Annotated in this window: 15 protein-coding genes and 1 other annotated feature; of the genes, 4 read left to right on the forward strand and 11 right to left on the reverse strand. The window is 39.0% G+C overall.

Annotation, left to right across the window (positions count from 1 at the left end; genetic code table 11):
* The first annotated feature begins 183 nt into the window (after positions 1 to 183).
* Complete coding sequence (locus tag LI126_RS01945; RefSeq protein WP_015529464.1) at positions 184 to 462, forward strand: type II toxin-antitoxin system HicB family antitoxin; 279 nt, start codon at positions 184 to 186, stop codon at positions 460 to 462.
* A 70-nt stretch (positions 463 to 532) separates the two neighbouring features.
* Here LI126_RS01945 and LI126_RS01950 read toward each other — a convergent pair whose 3' ends face one another.
* The 7 genes from LI126_RS01950 to LI126_RS01980 form a co-directional block, all read right to left on the reverse strand.
* Entirely contained in the window at positions 533 to 1,306 is a 774-nt protein-coding gene (locus LI126_RS01950; RefSeq protein WP_055147471.1) for an ABC transporter ATP-binding protein, read from the reverse strand.
* Positions 1,293 to 2,180, reverse strand: a complete 888-nt coding sequence (locus LI126_RS01955) for an ABC transporter permease (protein WP_055147474.1) — start codon at positions 2,178 to 2,180, stop codon at positions 1,293 to 1,295. Before LI126_RS01955 ends, LI126_RS01950 begins: the two co-directional genes overlap by 14 nt.
* Positions 2,181 to 2,206: 26 nt before the next feature.
* On the reverse strand, positions 2,207 to 3,226 hold the full coding sequence (locus tag LI126_RS01960; protein ID WP_227164727.1) for an ABC transporter substrate-binding protein: 1,020 nt from the start codon (positions 3,224 to 3,226) through the stop codon (positions 2,207 to 2,209).
* 136 nt (positions 3,227 to 3,362) lie between these two features.
* Positions 3,363 to 3,605: a binding site (T-box leader), on the reverse strand.
* A 162-nt stretch (positions 3,606 to 3,767) separates the two neighbouring features.
* The gene (gene aspS / locus LI126_RS01965) at positions 3,768 to 5,570 is read right to left on the reverse strand and encodes an aspartate--tRNA ligase (protein WP_227164728.1); all 1,803 of its coding nucleotides are present in this window, start codon (positions 5,568 to 5,570) and stop codon (positions 3,768 to 3,770) included.
* Between the two features lie 26 nt (positions 5,571 to 5,596).
* The gene (hisS, locus tag LI126_RS01970) at positions 5,597 to 6,862 is read right to left on the reverse strand and encodes a histidine--tRNA ligase (RefSeq protein ID WP_227164729.1); all 1,266 of its coding nucleotides are present in this window, start codon (positions 6,860 to 6,862) and stop codon (positions 5,597 to 5,599) included.
* Between the two features lie 78 nt (positions 6,863 to 6,940).
* Positions 6,941 to 7,111, reverse strand: a complete 171-nt coding sequence (locus LI126_RS01975; protein WP_020436816.1) for a hypothetical protein — start codon at positions 7,109 to 7,111, stop codon at positions 6,941 to 6,943.
* 298 nt (positions 7,112 to 7,409) lie between these two features.
* The gene (locus LI126_RS01980; RefSeq protein ID WP_117499155.1) at positions 7,410 to 7,688 is read right to left on the reverse strand and encodes a type II toxin-antitoxin system RelE/ParE family toxin; all 279 of its coding nucleotides are present in this window, start codon (positions 7,686 to 7,688) and stop codon (positions 7,410 to 7,412) included.
* A 481-nt stretch (positions 7,689 to 8,169) separates the two neighbouring features.
* Between LI126_RS01980 and LI126_RS01985 the strand changes: the two genes are divergently transcribed.
* The gene (locus LI126_RS01985) at positions 8,170 to 8,307 is read left to right on the forward strand and encodes a hypothetical protein (RefSeq protein WP_181968185.1); all 138 of its coding nucleotides are present in this window, start codon (positions 8,170 to 8,172) and stop codon (positions 8,305 to 8,307) included.
* Positions 8,308 to 8,316: 9 nt separating this feature from the next.
* The gene (locus tag LI126_RS01990) at positions 8,317 to 8,763 is read left to right on the forward strand and encodes a hypothetical protein (protein ID WP_227164730.1); all 447 of its coding nucleotides are present in this window, start codon (positions 8,317 to 8,319) and stop codon (positions 8,761 to 8,763) included.
* Between the two features lie 313 nt (positions 8,764 to 9,076).
* Here LI126_RS01990 and LI126_RS01995 read toward each other — a convergent pair whose 3' ends face one another.
* The 3 genes from LI126_RS01995 to LI126_RS02005 are packed head-to-tail and all read right to left on the reverse strand — an operon-like array spanning position 9,077 to position 12,294.
* Entirely contained in the window at positions 9,077 to 10,366 is a 1,290-nt protein-coding gene (locus LI126_RS01995; RefSeq protein WP_227164731.1) for an L-cysteine desulfidase family protein, read from the reverse strand.
* 44 nt (positions 10,367 to 10,410) lie between these two features.
* The gene (locus LI126_RS02000) at positions 10,411 to 11,868 is read right to left on the reverse strand and encodes a Na+/H+ antiporter NhaC family protein (RefSeq protein WP_227164732.1); all 1,458 of its coding nucleotides are present in this window, start codon (positions 11,866 to 11,868) and stop codon (positions 10,411 to 10,413) included.
* A gap of 51 nt (positions 11,869 to 11,919) precedes the next feature.
* Positions 11,920 to 12,294, reverse strand: coding sequence for a RidA family protein (locus LI126_RS02005; RefSeq protein WP_055157307.1), 375 nt, complete (start codon positions 12,292 to 12,294; stop codon positions 11,920 to 11,922).
* A gap of 174 nt (positions 12,295 to 12,468) precedes the next feature.
* Between LI126_RS02005 and LI126_RS02010 the strand changes: the two genes are divergently transcribed.
* Positions 12,469 to 13,140 carry a helix-turn-helix transcriptional regulator gene (locus tag LI126_RS02010; RefSeq protein ID WP_055157309.1) on the forward strand — a complete coding sequence of 224 codons (672 nt, stop codon included), beginning with the start codon at positions 12,469 to 12,471 and terminating at the stop codon, positions 13,138 to 13,140.
* Between the two features lie 70 nt (positions 13,141 to 13,210).
* Here LI126_RS02010 and LI126_RS02015 read toward each other — a convergent pair whose 3' ends face one another.
* On the reverse strand, positions 13,211 to 13,486 hold the full coding sequence (locus LI126_RS02015) for a hypothetical protein (protein WP_227164838.1): 276 nt from the start codon (positions 13,484 to 13,486) through the stop codon (positions 13,211 to 13,213).
* Positions 13,487 to 13,526 lie beyond the last annotated feature (40 nt).

Below are 13,526 nucleotides of genomic sequence, written 5' to 3' on the forward strand. Positions count from 1 at the left end.
AGAGTACAACCTTGCCAAGGTTGGGGTCGCGGGTTCGAACCCCGTCTGTCGCTCTGAAGCACTTAGATCTTTAAAGATTTAAGTGCTTTTTTCATATCTAAAACGTTCCCCTCTTGCCATTTTATTTTTTATCAACTATACTAAGTAACAGATTATGTTTTAGAAACCAGGAGGAATTATGAAATGAAATTTATATATCCAGCCGTATTCCGTAAGAAGGAAGATGGAGGCTATGACGCACATTTCCCGGATCTCGAATGCTGCGAGGCATCCGGTGAAACTTTGGACGACGCGATCGACAATGCAAATGAAGCTGCAAGAACATGGATCACTGTTGAATTAGAAGAAGAGGATCCAATCTTCCCACATGTATCTGATCTGGAAGATATTGAACTTGCTGAAGATGAGATTGTAAGAAATATTTCCGTAAATATCCGATTCTACGAAGGATGGGACGAATAAAAAGCTTTAAAAAAGGATTGGCAGTTGTCTAAGTGACAGCTATCAATCCTTTCTTTGTATTTTTGAGTATTTAATTTCCACACTCTATACTGATCTCATTGAACTTGCTCAAGATATCTTCTACCTGAAGTTCTTCTTTTTCTTTTCCTTTGAGATCCATCACAACTCCACCCTGATGCATCATCAGCAGGCGATTTCCGTATTCCACCGCGTAGCGAAGATTATGTGTAACCATGATCGTTGTAAGCTTTTTCTCTTCTACGATCTTTCCTGTCAATTTCATAATCAGCTCTGCTGTTTTCGGATCCAGAGCCGCTGTATGCTCATCAAGGATCAGGAAATCAATCGGCGTCATCGTAGACATCAGAAGGGCGATTGCCTGACGCTGTCCGCCGGAAAGAGATCCTACTTTCACATCCATTTTATTCTCAAGTCCAAGTCCAAGCTGGCTTAAAATCTCACGATAATATTCTTTACGCGCCTTATTGATTCCGGAACTGAGGCCAAAGAATTTTCCTTTATTGTCTGCAAGAGACATATTTTCAAGAATCGTCATTGTCGGGCATGTTCCCATTGCCGGATTCTGATAAACACGTCCAATCTTCTGATTTCTCTTGAATTCTTTCTTTGTTGTAATATCTTCTCCGTTCATCAGGATCTGTCCACCGTCTACCGGAATACTTCCACAGAGGATGTTCAGCATAGAAGTCTTACCCGAACCATTACTTCCGACTACAGAGACGAATTCTCCTTTGTCTACGGTCAGATTGAATTTGTCAAACAGGCACATCTCATTGATGGTCCCCGGATTGTAATATTTTTCAATATTTCTAAGCTCGAGCATTCTTCTTCACCTTCTTTCTGCGTTCTCCACCGATCACCAGGATCACAAGGAATAATACCGCTGTGATCAGTTTCATGTCCTGTGGTTCAAAGAACTTCAACGCTGCTGCGACACAGGCTTTATAGATCACAGATCCGATCAGCACTGCTGTTGTTGCTTTCATAAAGGATACATTTTTAAATAAGCTTGTTCCGATAATAACACTTGCCAAACCGATTACGATTGCACCGGTTCCACTTGAAATTTCAAATACGCGCTGCTCCTGACAGAAGATACTTCCCGAAAGAGCAACAAGTCCGTTTGCAATCGCAAGTCCTAAGATTTTCACATTGCCCTGATCTTTTGCAAGAGATGTGACCAATACGTCATTATCTCCTACTGCGCGGAGCAGAAAACCTGATTTTGTCTTCATATAAAGGTCTAATAATACTTTACTGATCACTGCGATCACAAGCACGATCACAAGTACTTTGTAATTTGAAAGGCCATCATGAAAGATTCCGTTTACGGATGCATTATCAAAGATACTGTCATCTCCAAAGATTGGGACATTTGCTGTTCCTGCCAGTCTTAAGTTGATCGTCCACAGTGCTGTCATCATGATAATTCCGGATAAGAGATCTCTTACCTTGAATTTTACATGAATCAGACCTGTGCAGACTCCGGCAAGCACACCGATCAGGAATGATGCCGGCAGTGTCAGGATTGGATGAACGCCTCTTGTGATCATCGTCGCTGTCAGTGCGGCTCCAAGTGGAAAGCTTCCATCTACTGTCAAATCCGGGAAATCCAGGATCTTATAAGTGATGTATACCCCAAGCGCCAGGATTCCGTAGATCAGTCCCTGTTCTAAAATCGTAATATAAATCCCCATAATGTGTTAACCTCTCTGTTTCAATACTATTTTGTAATCTCTGTAAAGCTCTCTACCGCTTCATCTGCAAGATCCTGCGGAACTGTAACTCCAAGGTTTTCAGCAACTTTTTCATTTACATAGAAACCTGGTTCCGTGATTGTTTCAAAGTTCATCTCAGATGCTTTCTTCTCACCTTTCAGAATCTCTGCTGCCATCTTACCTGTCTGTTTTCCAAGTGCTACATAATCAAGTCCTTCTGCTGCCAGACATCCGATTTTCACCTGCTCGATCTCACTTCCGAATACCGGAATGTTCTGCTTGTTTGCTTTATCAAGGATTGTTGCAAGGGATGCAACTACTGTGTTGTCTGTAAGATTTGTCAGGCAGTCAACCTCTGTCAGCAGTTCATCTGTTGCAAGAGAGATATCAGCTGTCTGTGCGATTCCTTTGTCAACGATCGTGAATCCATAGTCTCCGGCAAGCTCTTTATATTTTGCAAGAGCGGATACAGAGTTTGCTTCACTTGTTGTGTAAAGGATTCCGATATTCTTTGCATCCGGAAGCATCTCACGGATCATCTCGAGCTGTGCTTTGATTGGAAGTTCATCACTTGTTCCTGTTACATTTCCTGCAGATGTTCCATCCTCTTTCGCAAGCTTTGCTGCAACCGGGTCTGTAACTGCTGTGTATACAACCGGAATGTCGGAGTTCATTGCTGAATTATAAGCAGCCTGCGCACTCGGTGTTGCGATTGCACATACAAGATCCACTTTGTCTGAAACAAATCCATCACTGATCTGTTTTGCTGTTCCCTGATCTGCTGCTGCATTCTTCACTTCTACTGTCAGGTTCTTGCCTTCCTCGATTCCTTCTTCTTTCAGTCCTTCTAAAAATCCCTCACGGCAATTATCAAGAGAACCATGCTCTGCGAACTGGGAAATACCGATTGTGTAGCTCTTCTCGCTGTCGTTGGAAGATGTCTTTCCTGCATCGGATGATCCACATGCTGCAAGGCTCATTGTCATTACTGCTCCTAAAATAACTGCTAATACTCTCTTTTTCATAATTGTTGTCTCCTTTTTTCTTTTTAATATTTCTGCAAAAGCAAAGGAGCCGATTTGGGATTCTTGTCAATAAACTGTGGATTTCTTTTTATAAATCAACTTTCCTGATATACAAAAAAACCGCCTCAAGCTTATTGCTTGAGACGGTAATAAAATTCATTATTATCGCGGTACCACTCAAATTGACGTTCGTCCACTTTCTCACGTACTAACATACGCTCCTGATTGATAACGGGTTCGGTTCCCGGCGGTTCCTACTCTTTTCATTTCAGGCCGCCCTCGAAAGTCCATTCAGAATCAGAATCCATACAGCAATCCCACCACCTGCTGCTCTCTGTGATCTCTTCTAAAACCTACTTCTCTTTCTCATCGGTTTTTGCTTTTGATGTGTCTTATTGTAGTCGTTCACTTTCTATTTGTCAAGAGAAATTTTATTATATTTTAAATTTCTTTTGATATTGTCAGAAAAATCAAATCAAAACACACCTAAAAACAGCAGGAAAAGCTATGCTTATAGCTTTTCCTGCTGAAATATCACCATCTATTCTTCGGTTGTTTCTTCCTGTGCCTCCACAGCAAGGCTAAGCTCTTCCAGCTGCTTCTCGGAAGCCGGTGTCGGAGCCTCTGTCATCAGACATGATGCATCTTTGATCTTCGGGAATGCAATTACGTCACGGATGCTGTCCTGTTTTGCCATAAGCATAACAAGACGGTCAAGACCGTAAGCAAGTCCTGCGTGCGGCGGAACTCCGTATTTAAACGCATCCAGAAGGAATCCGAACTGGCCGTAAGCCTGCTCTTTTGTAAAGCCAAGTGCCTTGAACATCATTTCCTGGATATCATCCTGGAAGATTCTGACACTACCGCCACCAATCTCATTTCCGTTCAGAACGATATCGTATGCTTTCGCACGAACTCTTCCCGGATCAGACTCGATATACTGGATATCTTCTTCCATCGGCATTGTAAATGGGTGGTGCATCGCAACGAAACGATTCTGCTCCTCGCTCCACTCAAGCAGCGGGAATTCTGTGATCCATACAAAACGATACTCATTCTTATCAAGAAGCTCAAGCTGTTTTGCAAGCTCAACACGGAGTGCTCCAAGAGAATCCCATACCACTTTATTCTTGTCAGCTGCAAAGAGAAGCAGATCTCCCGGCTCTCCATCCATTGCCTTTACAAGTGCATCCATCTGCTCGTCTGTCATGAATTTTGCAAATGAAGACTTCACTGTTCCATCTTCCTGGAGTGCAACATAAGCCAGTCCCTTAGCGCCGTAATCTTTAACAAATGCTGTCAGCTTGTCGATCTTCTTTCTCGGCATGCTTCCCTGTCCTTTGGCATTGATACCACGAACGCTTCCGCCATTCTCAAGTGCGCCTGTAAATACTGCAAATCCGCAGTCTTTCACTACATCAGATACATCTTTCAGTTCCATTCCGAAACGAAGATCCGGTTTATCAGAGCCATAACGGTTCATTGCTTCCTGCCATGTCATTCTCTGGATTGGAAGCTGTACATCTACATCAAGAACCTCTTTGAAAAGTTTCTTAAGATACTTTTCATTTACTTCGATAACATCATCTACGTCAACGAAAGAAAGCTCCATATCGATCTGTGTGAATTCCGGCTGTCTGTCCGCACGAAGATCCTCATCACGGAAACATCTTGCAATCTGGATGTAACGGTCTACGCCTGAACACATCAGAAGCTGTTTATAAAGCTGCGGAGACTGTGGAAGTCCGTAGAAAGATCCCGGATGAATACGGCTTGGCACAAGATAATCTCTCGCGCCTTCCGGAGTTGTCTTTCCAAGCATTGGAGTCTCTACTTCAAGGAATCCTTCATCTGAGAAGAACTGACGTGTCAGTGTCATAACCTGACTCTTCATACGAAGATTTCTCTGCAGATCCGGTCTTCTAAGGTCAAGGTAACGATATTTCAGACGGATGTCTTCCTTTGTCTTTGAGTTTTCTTCAATTGGGAACGGAGGTGTCTGTGACTCAGAAAGTACACGAAGTTCACTAGGGATCACCTCGATCTCACCTGTTGCGATCTTATCATTCACTGCGCCGGAACGTCTCTCAACCTTTCCGACAACAGCAACTACATACTCTGCACGTAAAGATGCTGCTTTTTCAATGATTGCTGCATCTGTAGTGCCTTCTTCACATACAACCTGTATAATTCCAGAACGATCTCTTACGTCTGTAAATACAAGTCCTCCTTTATTTCTATTCTTCTGTACCCATCCCATGATAGTTACAGTTTCCCCAACATTGGCTACTGAAAGTTCACCACAACGGTGTGTTCTCTTAAGCCCCTGCATTGATTCAGCCATGGTTATTTACTTCCTTTCCTTTTTTCCTATATGTTATCAACAGAATCTCTGTAGCACTCTGTAATATCTGTGTATCCCTGTTCTGCAAGCTGCTCCTTCTGGAACTTCTTGTTCTTCTTCATGTTCATGATCATTACCTGACGGCCTGCTGCACGCTCCTTCTTCGCAAGATCAAGAACCTTGAGCATGCCTTCCTTCGGCATATTCTTCTCGATCAAGAATGCCTTTTTCTCTTTGCTTGTCGGAACTTTGTATCCACGCTCCATCAGAAGCATGACAATACGTTCAAATCCGATAGAGAATCCAACTGCCGGTGTATCCTGTCCTGTAAACTTACCGATCATCTTGTCATAACGTCCGCCACCACCGACAGAACCGCCGAACTCATCCATAGAAATCTCAAAAATAGTTCCTGTATAATAAGACATTCCACGTACCAGTGTCGGGTCAAACAGCATACGGAAATCAGCTTCCTTCGCACTTTCTACGCTTGTGATGATCATTTCAAGAGAGTCTGCCGCATCTTCCGGAAGGAATCCCTGAAGTTTCTCCTTACATGCGCGCACACCTTCTACATCTCCTGTAATCTCCTTGAAGAGCTGAAGATATTTCTCAACAGATTCCTCTGCATATCCATTTTCCTTCATCTCTGCTGCAACACCATCAAGACCGATCTTGTCCATCTTATCCAGTGTAATGAATACGCTGTCATAATCTTTCTCTTCAAATCCACTGTAAGCTGCCATTGCCTTCAGAAAACGGCGGTCATTGATACGGATTGTAAAGTTATTGAAATCCAGTTTTCCAAGCAGAGATGTTGTAGCAAGGATCAGCTCGATCTCAGCAAGGTTAGACGGCTCGCCAAGAATATCGATATCACACTGCATAAACTGACGGTAACGTCCTCTCTGCGGACGGTCGGCACGCCATACACTTCCCATCTGAAGTGCTTTAAACGGTGCCGGAAGTTCATTAGAATGATTTGCATAATATCTGGACAGCGGAAGTGTCAGGTCATAACGAAGTCCTCCGTCTACAAGATCAGCTTCTTCCTTCGCCTCTGCAAGTTTCAGCTTCTCTCCACGCTTTAAGATCTTGAAGATCAGCTTCTCATTATCTCCCCCCTGCTTACTGCACAGGTTCTCGATATGCTCTACACATGGAGTCTCAATGGATGAGAATCCAAAGCTTCTATATGTCTCTTTGATCAGACCGATCACATAATCTCTGATCTCCATCTCTGCAGGAAGAATATCTTTCATTCCTGTTACCGGTTTTTTCTTTAATGCCATAGCACTTCTCCTTTTCGTTCTATCTTTTCATTACTATAATCTCTTGATTTCGTAATGTTCTTCAACTAAAAATATACCTTAATCACGAGTCTTATATAATAAGTCAACTCCTTCTTTAAGGGTTTCCGTTATCGTCTGTTGATGCTTCTCAGAATAGTCCCTAAGTTTCTGATGTTCCTCCGCAGACATTCGGATTGTCACAATTTTATCTTTGATCACGTCTGACTTCGGACGTCCCATCTTAGCCATAGGCTTTCTCCTTTCTCTCACCTATTCTATTATACTTTCGTAATACGAAATGTCAACTATTTTTGATTCTGTTTATTTTTGTTCTAATTGAAACAATGCTTCTTCCTTGGATTGCCTTTTGGATTGCTATTTCCACAAATATAGGGTAGAATGGCAAGAGGCCGGTGCACAAAATAGTACGCAGACCTCTCTTTTCAGAAAATGAATACTAAACTTCTAAGCCATTCTCTCCCAACATCATTTGCTTTAACGCATTAAGATTATACGGTCCTGCTACCTGTAACCTTCACTTGATTTATCAATCAAAAATTCTTGTAATATCCTGATATCGGTTCACCACACGATAAATCTCTACATATTCGCTACCGACCTTGTAAATAAACACATAATCTTCCCATATCGCATATTTATAGTCTGTCCGAAAGCTGACCCGTTTAGAGAGATCCGCCCCCATTCCCGGAAACATCTGAAGATTTTCAAATTTACCATAAATCTCTTTTATCGTCTTTGCAGCATATTCTTCATTATCCTCAGCAATATAATCCCGAATATTCTTCAAATCCGTTGTTTTATACATTACTTTAACATTTGTACAATAATAAAAAATCATTTTCGTTGATTTATTTTCATTTCTCAAAGAAACTTTTAATTATTTACCGTCAAATATCTGGTCAATTTTCAGTCAATGATATCTAGAGAAAACAATTCAAAAACAGATAAATCTATCTAAATTTCAAAACTCCATACAATTTATTTACCGTCAAAATTATGGTCAACATTCTAACAGTCCTTGATTTATAAGGCTTTTTTCAAAAATTTCGTAGAGTTGTTTACTCTACGAAATATGGTCTAAAAAAACATCTGCTCTTCTTATCAATTCCAACTCACAACTTATTTCTTTATCAACATCTTTACATATATACTTATAATCTCTGTAAAAATCCCTATTAGTATTTTTCTCCTAACAAAAACAACTCTCTCCGTCAAACTATTCTTCCATCTTCTAGCACAATTATGTTACAATGGATATCTAATATTAACGTGGGTGACCTAATAATATGAAAGATCAAAATACTACAAAAACTGAATTTGAATTATCCGGACTGAATCCTACTGAATTAGAATTTATGGATCCTGAAGAACGAAAGAAGCTGCTTATAGCTTCCGGACTAGATCCTAAAAAATATGATTTCTGATAGGTGAAAATGGATACTTTTGATAAACTTAGATTAATTAAATTGACAAAAAACAACTGTCAAATACTTCTTGACTCGAATGATGGATTTATTATAAACACCACCTATAATAGTAACAAAGGTGGGGCTTACAAAAGAGAATATAAGATTTTCAATGGCAAATTACATATCCATGAAAGGAAGAACACTGATAGTTCCCATGATAATACTTGGATTGCTACAGATAAGGAAGTTCACCAGTTCTTGGAGAAATATTTATGGAAGTTATCTCTTGATAATATAACTGTCCGACACGCTGCTATACTACTTATTACATTTTCTGCTTTAATTATGCTATATATAATAAGTCTGCTAAAAAACATGTGTACAGCTGTTATTTTAGTATTGCACATTCCAAATTTTAAAGAAAATGAACACTTTATTGCATTTTCTTTAAAATCTTGCTTTGTAATTTGAAGTTAAGTATAGTAGAGTCATATCTATTCAATGTCTGTATGTACAATGATTACAAGAATCATCGTATAGATAAAAGGGGAACTTTATGACTAACTTAGAAATGATGAAAGGTGATCTTATTAATCAAATAAAAAAATGACTTCGAAACAATATCATAAATTTCTTACAACGATTTCAGAACACTATAATCCAAAAACAATATATGATATTATTGTAAAAAATAATGTAATGTTATAATATTTCCAAAGAGGCGAATATCTCTGGGTTGTTCCATTGATATCCGCCTCTTTTTGGGATTAAAAATTAAAAAATATTACTTTTTCAGCTTGTCTTCAAAAATCTCAATAATTGTTTTCTCTGTGCCAACCATTCCAGGTGAAGCAATCAGTCCCATATTTCGCATAGTCTCTTCCGGTGTATTTCCATTAATTCCATGCACTTCTGAAATATAAATACCATTCATTGCAAATTCAACTGATTTATACGCTGCATCTACCGCTGCAACTCCCTTCATTGTACATCCCTGGTTTCCGCCATCACAAATCATACCTGTAATACTACTTGCCATGTTATTCAATGTATGAGCCATCATTTCGACTGTTCCACCGCGTAAATAAACCAGTGCACATGCCATACCAGAACCTGCAGCGATAGCACAGCCACAGAATGCTGATAATCGTCCTGAATACTCTTTTATGTACATACATACAAGATAACTCAAGGCTGTTGCACGAAGCAACTGTTCTTCTGTGTATCCATTTACTTTATACGCTGCATATAATGGCATTGTAGCGATAATTCCATGTGCTCCAGAACCTGTAATACTCATAGCAGGTTTATCCAAACCAATAACTCGTGCCTCAATTGCTGCATTACACATCAAAGATGCTGTTTTCTGCTCATCGTCAGAAACTTCTTTTCCATTATTAATAGCTAACAACTGTCTTGCAAATGTTGTTCTTGGATTTTCCAAACCTTCATGGAACAATTCCAGGTTTACTTTGTATGCTTCGTTAATAAAACGAATTTCTTCAATATCTACTGTTGTTACATAATCGTATAATTGTTGTAAAGTATATTTATGAATAGAATGAGATTCTTCTTCACCGCCATCTTCTTCTGTCTTTTTCTCATCCTCTGTTTCCAGTTCGACTTTATCGTTCACTATAATTTTTGTGATATTAGTATGAGAGTCACGAATTGTTACGATTGCCTTATCTTCTTCTGTCTCCACTGTAGCTTCAATAAAAATACGACTTGTAATGCCACTCAGTTCAACTGTAATCTTGCCCTGATCAATCATTTCCTGCGCTTTTACATTATCTTCAGGTGTAACATCTGCAAGAGACTCCAATCCCTTGTCTGCATTTCCTGCTACTACACCTAATGCAGCTGCAAATACATTACCTACTTCATTACTGTTTGGGATTCCACAAGTAAATGCATTTTTGTACATTCCACTATTCATTGCAACATTAACTTTCTTAATATCACCCTTCGTGAAACTTCTTGCCTTTGCTACTGCAAATGCAATTGCGCCCGGTTCCGTTACGCCTAATGCTGGCTTCATATCGTCTTTAATCATCTGTGACAATTCATGCATAGTAAAAACCTCCTTATTTACTTGCTTCTTATTTAGTATGTCTATTACTTATTCTTTTTCATTTCTTTTGCAGGGATATATTCTCCATTCTCGCCTTCAAAAGCTCGTCCCCATCCTGTCAAACATGCAATAAGCATTACAATCCAAATTGCCCAACTATAAAATGTTGTAAACATCATATCAGCTCCACCTAATTTAGGAAGGAATGGGTATGTATCCATCATAGAAGAAATTCCACCTAACAATAACAGTACACATCCTCCGAATGGAAGGAAGAATGGGAAGGAACAAATTGTTGTTGCAAGAATATCTGTACGTCTATATGGATGAAGATTATTCTTCTTACCTACTGCATTAACAAATGGTGCCACACAAATATTTGCAATTGTGTTAATCGCTGCAATCAAAATACCAAAAATTGTTGCTAATACCCAAATAGCTACTTCTGCGCCTCTAGGAGTCTTGATTATCGTATTATTCATCCAATCAACGATTGCTTCCATACAGCCACTTTTAACAAGCATATTTCCCATAGCAACAACCAAAATCAATACGATACTTACTGTTGTCATTCCTGCAACACCTTCAGGAATTGCTCCTGAAATCACACCGTCTTTCATTGAGAATAACGCTGAAGCTGGGAATAATCCTGCTGCAAGACCAATTACGGATGCTGTAATGATTCCTGTTCCTAATGCTGCAAAAATATTAATGCCTTTGATTGCTAACGCAATAACCAAAATTGTCGGAATTAAAAGTAACAGTCCTTTCGGATTCTGATACTGAGCTAATAGCATTTCTGCCTGTTCTGCATCTGTTGCTTCACCTGCACCACCAAAAATAAAGAATAAAATAATGGAAATAACACCTGCGATAACAACAAATTTTGCTCTTGTTTTTACTGTACTTCCGATATCAGCAACTCCTTCTCTATTCTGATATTCCTGACTGGAAGAAGCGATAATTGCTGTATCTGAAACTGGAGCAATATTATCTCCAACTGCTGCTCCTGAAAGAATTGCACCTGCCAATACTGCCGGATTTGATCCTAACAAAATACCTGCTGGATAAAGAATAAAACTCATTGTAGAAATTGTTCCGAAACCAGAACCTGTTGCCATTGCAAATACTGCCGCAAAGATAAATGCTGCAACTGTAAATGCTGCTCCACTAACATGAATTTTTACACTTAACCAAACCAAACCTTCTACAATCTGTCCACGGTTCAAAATATTTCCATAAATTCCTACAACTAACCACAACATTACTGCTGTCATTGCAACTTTTGAACCTAAACCTTCCAATATAGTGTCCCAATAATCATTAAGATTCTTTGCGAAAAACATTCCGACTAACAAACCGATAACACCTGCGCCGATCATCATGTTTGTATCAGCCGCATTAAAGAATGATAATGCAATTGTAATAACAATAAAGATTGCAAATGGAACTAATGCCATAAAACTACTACCACGAAACTCTAATTTTTTGTTTTCATCCATAAGATGCACCTCTTCTCATCTTTCCTTTAGTTTACTCGTTTTCGTAAACACTCACATTGCAACTGCTTCAATCTCTACCTTTGCACCTTTCGGAAGCTTTGCAACTTGAAATGCTGCTCGAGCAGGATATGGGGCTGTAAAATATGTCTCATAAACCTGATTCATTGCCGAAAAATCGTTCATATCTTGAAGGTATACAGTTGTTTTTAAAATCCGATCCATATCGTATCCAACTTCGGCTAAAATTGACTTAATATTCTCGAGCGATTGACGTGTCTGATCTGATACGTCATCAGATACAAATTCACCAGTTTCACAATCGATTGGTAACTGTCCTGATACAAATACCAATCCACCGTTATTCACTGCCTGTGAATATGGTCCAATTGCTGCTGGAGCTTTCATTGATTCAATTTTTTCCTTCATATTAGGTTCACCTCCCTTATTTTTTTCTGTTAATCACATCTTACACCCCTACGTTTTTGTTTACAATAATTTCTTATCAAAAAAATAATTTTTTACTATTATTACAATTTTATTGACTTATTTTTGTATAACATGTATATTAAAATTATAAAAACAGTAAAGGAAGTATTCATAATGACTAACAAAGAGATTCTTTCCATTTTCGTCCCTATTGTCAATTTTTTTAGTGAAATATTAGGTGAAAACACCGAAATTGTGCTACATGATGTGTCTAATCCAGAACATTCTGTTATTGCAATTCAAAACGGATTCCACTCTGGACGAACCATTGGAAGTTCGCTTACAGACTTTGCATTCCAAGTCACAAACAATCAAGCGTATACGACACAAGACTATTTGGTAAATTACACTGCAAAAGCGAGAGGAAAGGATTTCATCGCTTCTACTTTTTATATAAAAAATAATGGTGAACTAATTGGCATGCTTTGTTTAAATACAGATACTACCATTATCACAAATTTCATGAAAGCGGCTCAGCAATTTGTCGGTTGTTTACCAATGGGAGTTTCCATGACAATGGGAGAAACTATTACTGGATCTACCACTATGGTAGAAGAAAATCTAGATGTTCCAATTGTTTCTTTTGCAGAATCTATTATTTCTAAAACGATTGCTGACTCTAATATTCCGCCTGAACGCATGACCAGACAGGAAAAAATGGAAATCGTTTGGGAACTTACAAACCAAGGAATCCCGCGTATGAAAGGTGCTATCTCAGAAATTGCCAAACAATTAGAACTTTCTGAATCCACTGTGTACCGTTACATTAGCTTAAAAGAAGATTAATAATAAAAGCGATTCACTAATAGATCTAAAGCGGAAAGAATTGACAAACTCCTTTCCGCTTTAGATTCTTTTATTCTTTCTCTAGCTGTTCTCTTCGATACTGCTTCATTTGATCTGCTGGCAACTTAAAATAAGACTTCACCTGCTCATCAGTCAGTCCTTCTTCCAACCCCAACAAGATTTCATTCATCTGATCTCCATCTAATTTTGATGCATACGGAAGATTCTTCCAATCCATGATAGGATACTTTGCTTTGATCGGTGGAGCTGGTGCCTTTATTTGCTTTTTCGGTATTGTTTTTCCGATTGCTTTTTCCATTCTCTGTTGGGCGGCCTGCGTTGCCATCTTTTCTTTCTACTTCTGCATATGATCTATAATATCTATC

The sequence above is a fragment of the Mediterraneibacter sp. 210702-DFI.5.30 genome, assembly GCF_020560115.1.
Lineage (GTDB): Bacteria > Bacillota > Clostridia > Lachnospirales > Lachnospiraceae > Mediterraneibacter > Mediterraneibacter faecis.

What these genes read in the sequence shown, in the direction of transcription:
- LI126_RS01950 (WP_055147471.1), bottom strand. Translation starts at nt 1,306, where the DNA reads ATGCTCGAGCTTAGAAATATTGAAAAATATTACAATCCGGGGACCATC.
- LI126_RS01960 (WP_227164727.1), bottom strand. Translation starts at nt 3,226, where the DNA reads ATGAAAAAGAGAGTATTAGCAGTTATTTTAGGAGCAGTAATGACAATG.
- LI126_RS02015 (WP_227164838.1), bottom strand. Translation starts at nt 13,486, where the DNA reads ATGGCAACGCAGGCCGCCCAACAGAGAATGGAAAAAGCAATCGGAAAA.
- LI126_RS01980 (WP_117499155.1), bottom strand. Translation starts at nt 7,688, where the DNA reads ATGTATAAAACAACGGATTTGAAGAATATTCGGGATTATATTGCTGAG.
- LI126_RS01995 (WP_227164731.1), bottom strand. Translation starts at nt 10,366, where the DNA reads ATGCATGAATTGTCACAGATGATTAAAGACGATATGAAGCCAGCATTA.
- LI126_RS01990 (WP_227164730.1), top strand. Translation starts at nt 8,317, where the DNA reads ATGGATACTTTTGATAAACTTAGATTAATTAAATTGACAAAAAACAAC.
- LI126_RS02005 (WP_055157307.1), bottom strand. Translation starts at nt 12,294, where the DNA reads ATGAAGGAAAAAATTGAATCAATGAAAGCTCCAGCAGCAATTGGACCA.
- aspS (WP_227164728.1), bottom strand. Translation starts at nt 5,570, where the DNA reads ATGGCTGAATCAATGCAGGGGCTTAAGAGAACACACCGTTGTGGTGAA.
- LI126_RS02010 (WP_055157309.1), top strand. Translation starts at nt 12,469, where the DNA reads ATGACTAACAAAGAGATTCTTTCCATTTTCGTCCCTATTGTCAATTTT.
- hisS (WP_227164729.1), bottom strand. Translation starts at nt 6,862, where the DNA reads ATGGCATTAAAGAAAAAACCGGTAACAGGAATGAAAGATATTCTTCCT.
- LI126_RS01955 (WP_055147474.1), bottom strand. Translation starts at nt 2,180, where the DNA reads ATGGGGATTTATATTACGATTTTAGAACAGGGACTGATCTACGGAATC.
- LI126_RS02000 (WP_227164732.1), bottom strand. Translation starts at nt 11,868, where the DNA reads ATGGATGAAAACAAAAAATTAGAGTTTCGTGGTAGTAGTTTTATGGCA.
- LI126_RS01975 (WP_020436816.1), bottom strand. Translation starts at nt 7,111, where the DNA reads ATGGCTAAGATGGGACGTCCGAAGTCAGACGTGATCAAAGATAAAATT.
- LI126_RS01985 (WP_181968185.1), top strand. Translation starts at nt 8,170, where the DNA reads ATGAAAGATCAAAATACTACAAAAACTGAATTTGAATTATCCGGACTG.
- LI126_RS01945 (WP_015529464.1), top strand. Translation starts at nt 184, where the DNA reads ATGAAATTTATATATCCAGCCGTATTCCGTAAGAAGGAAGATGGAGGC.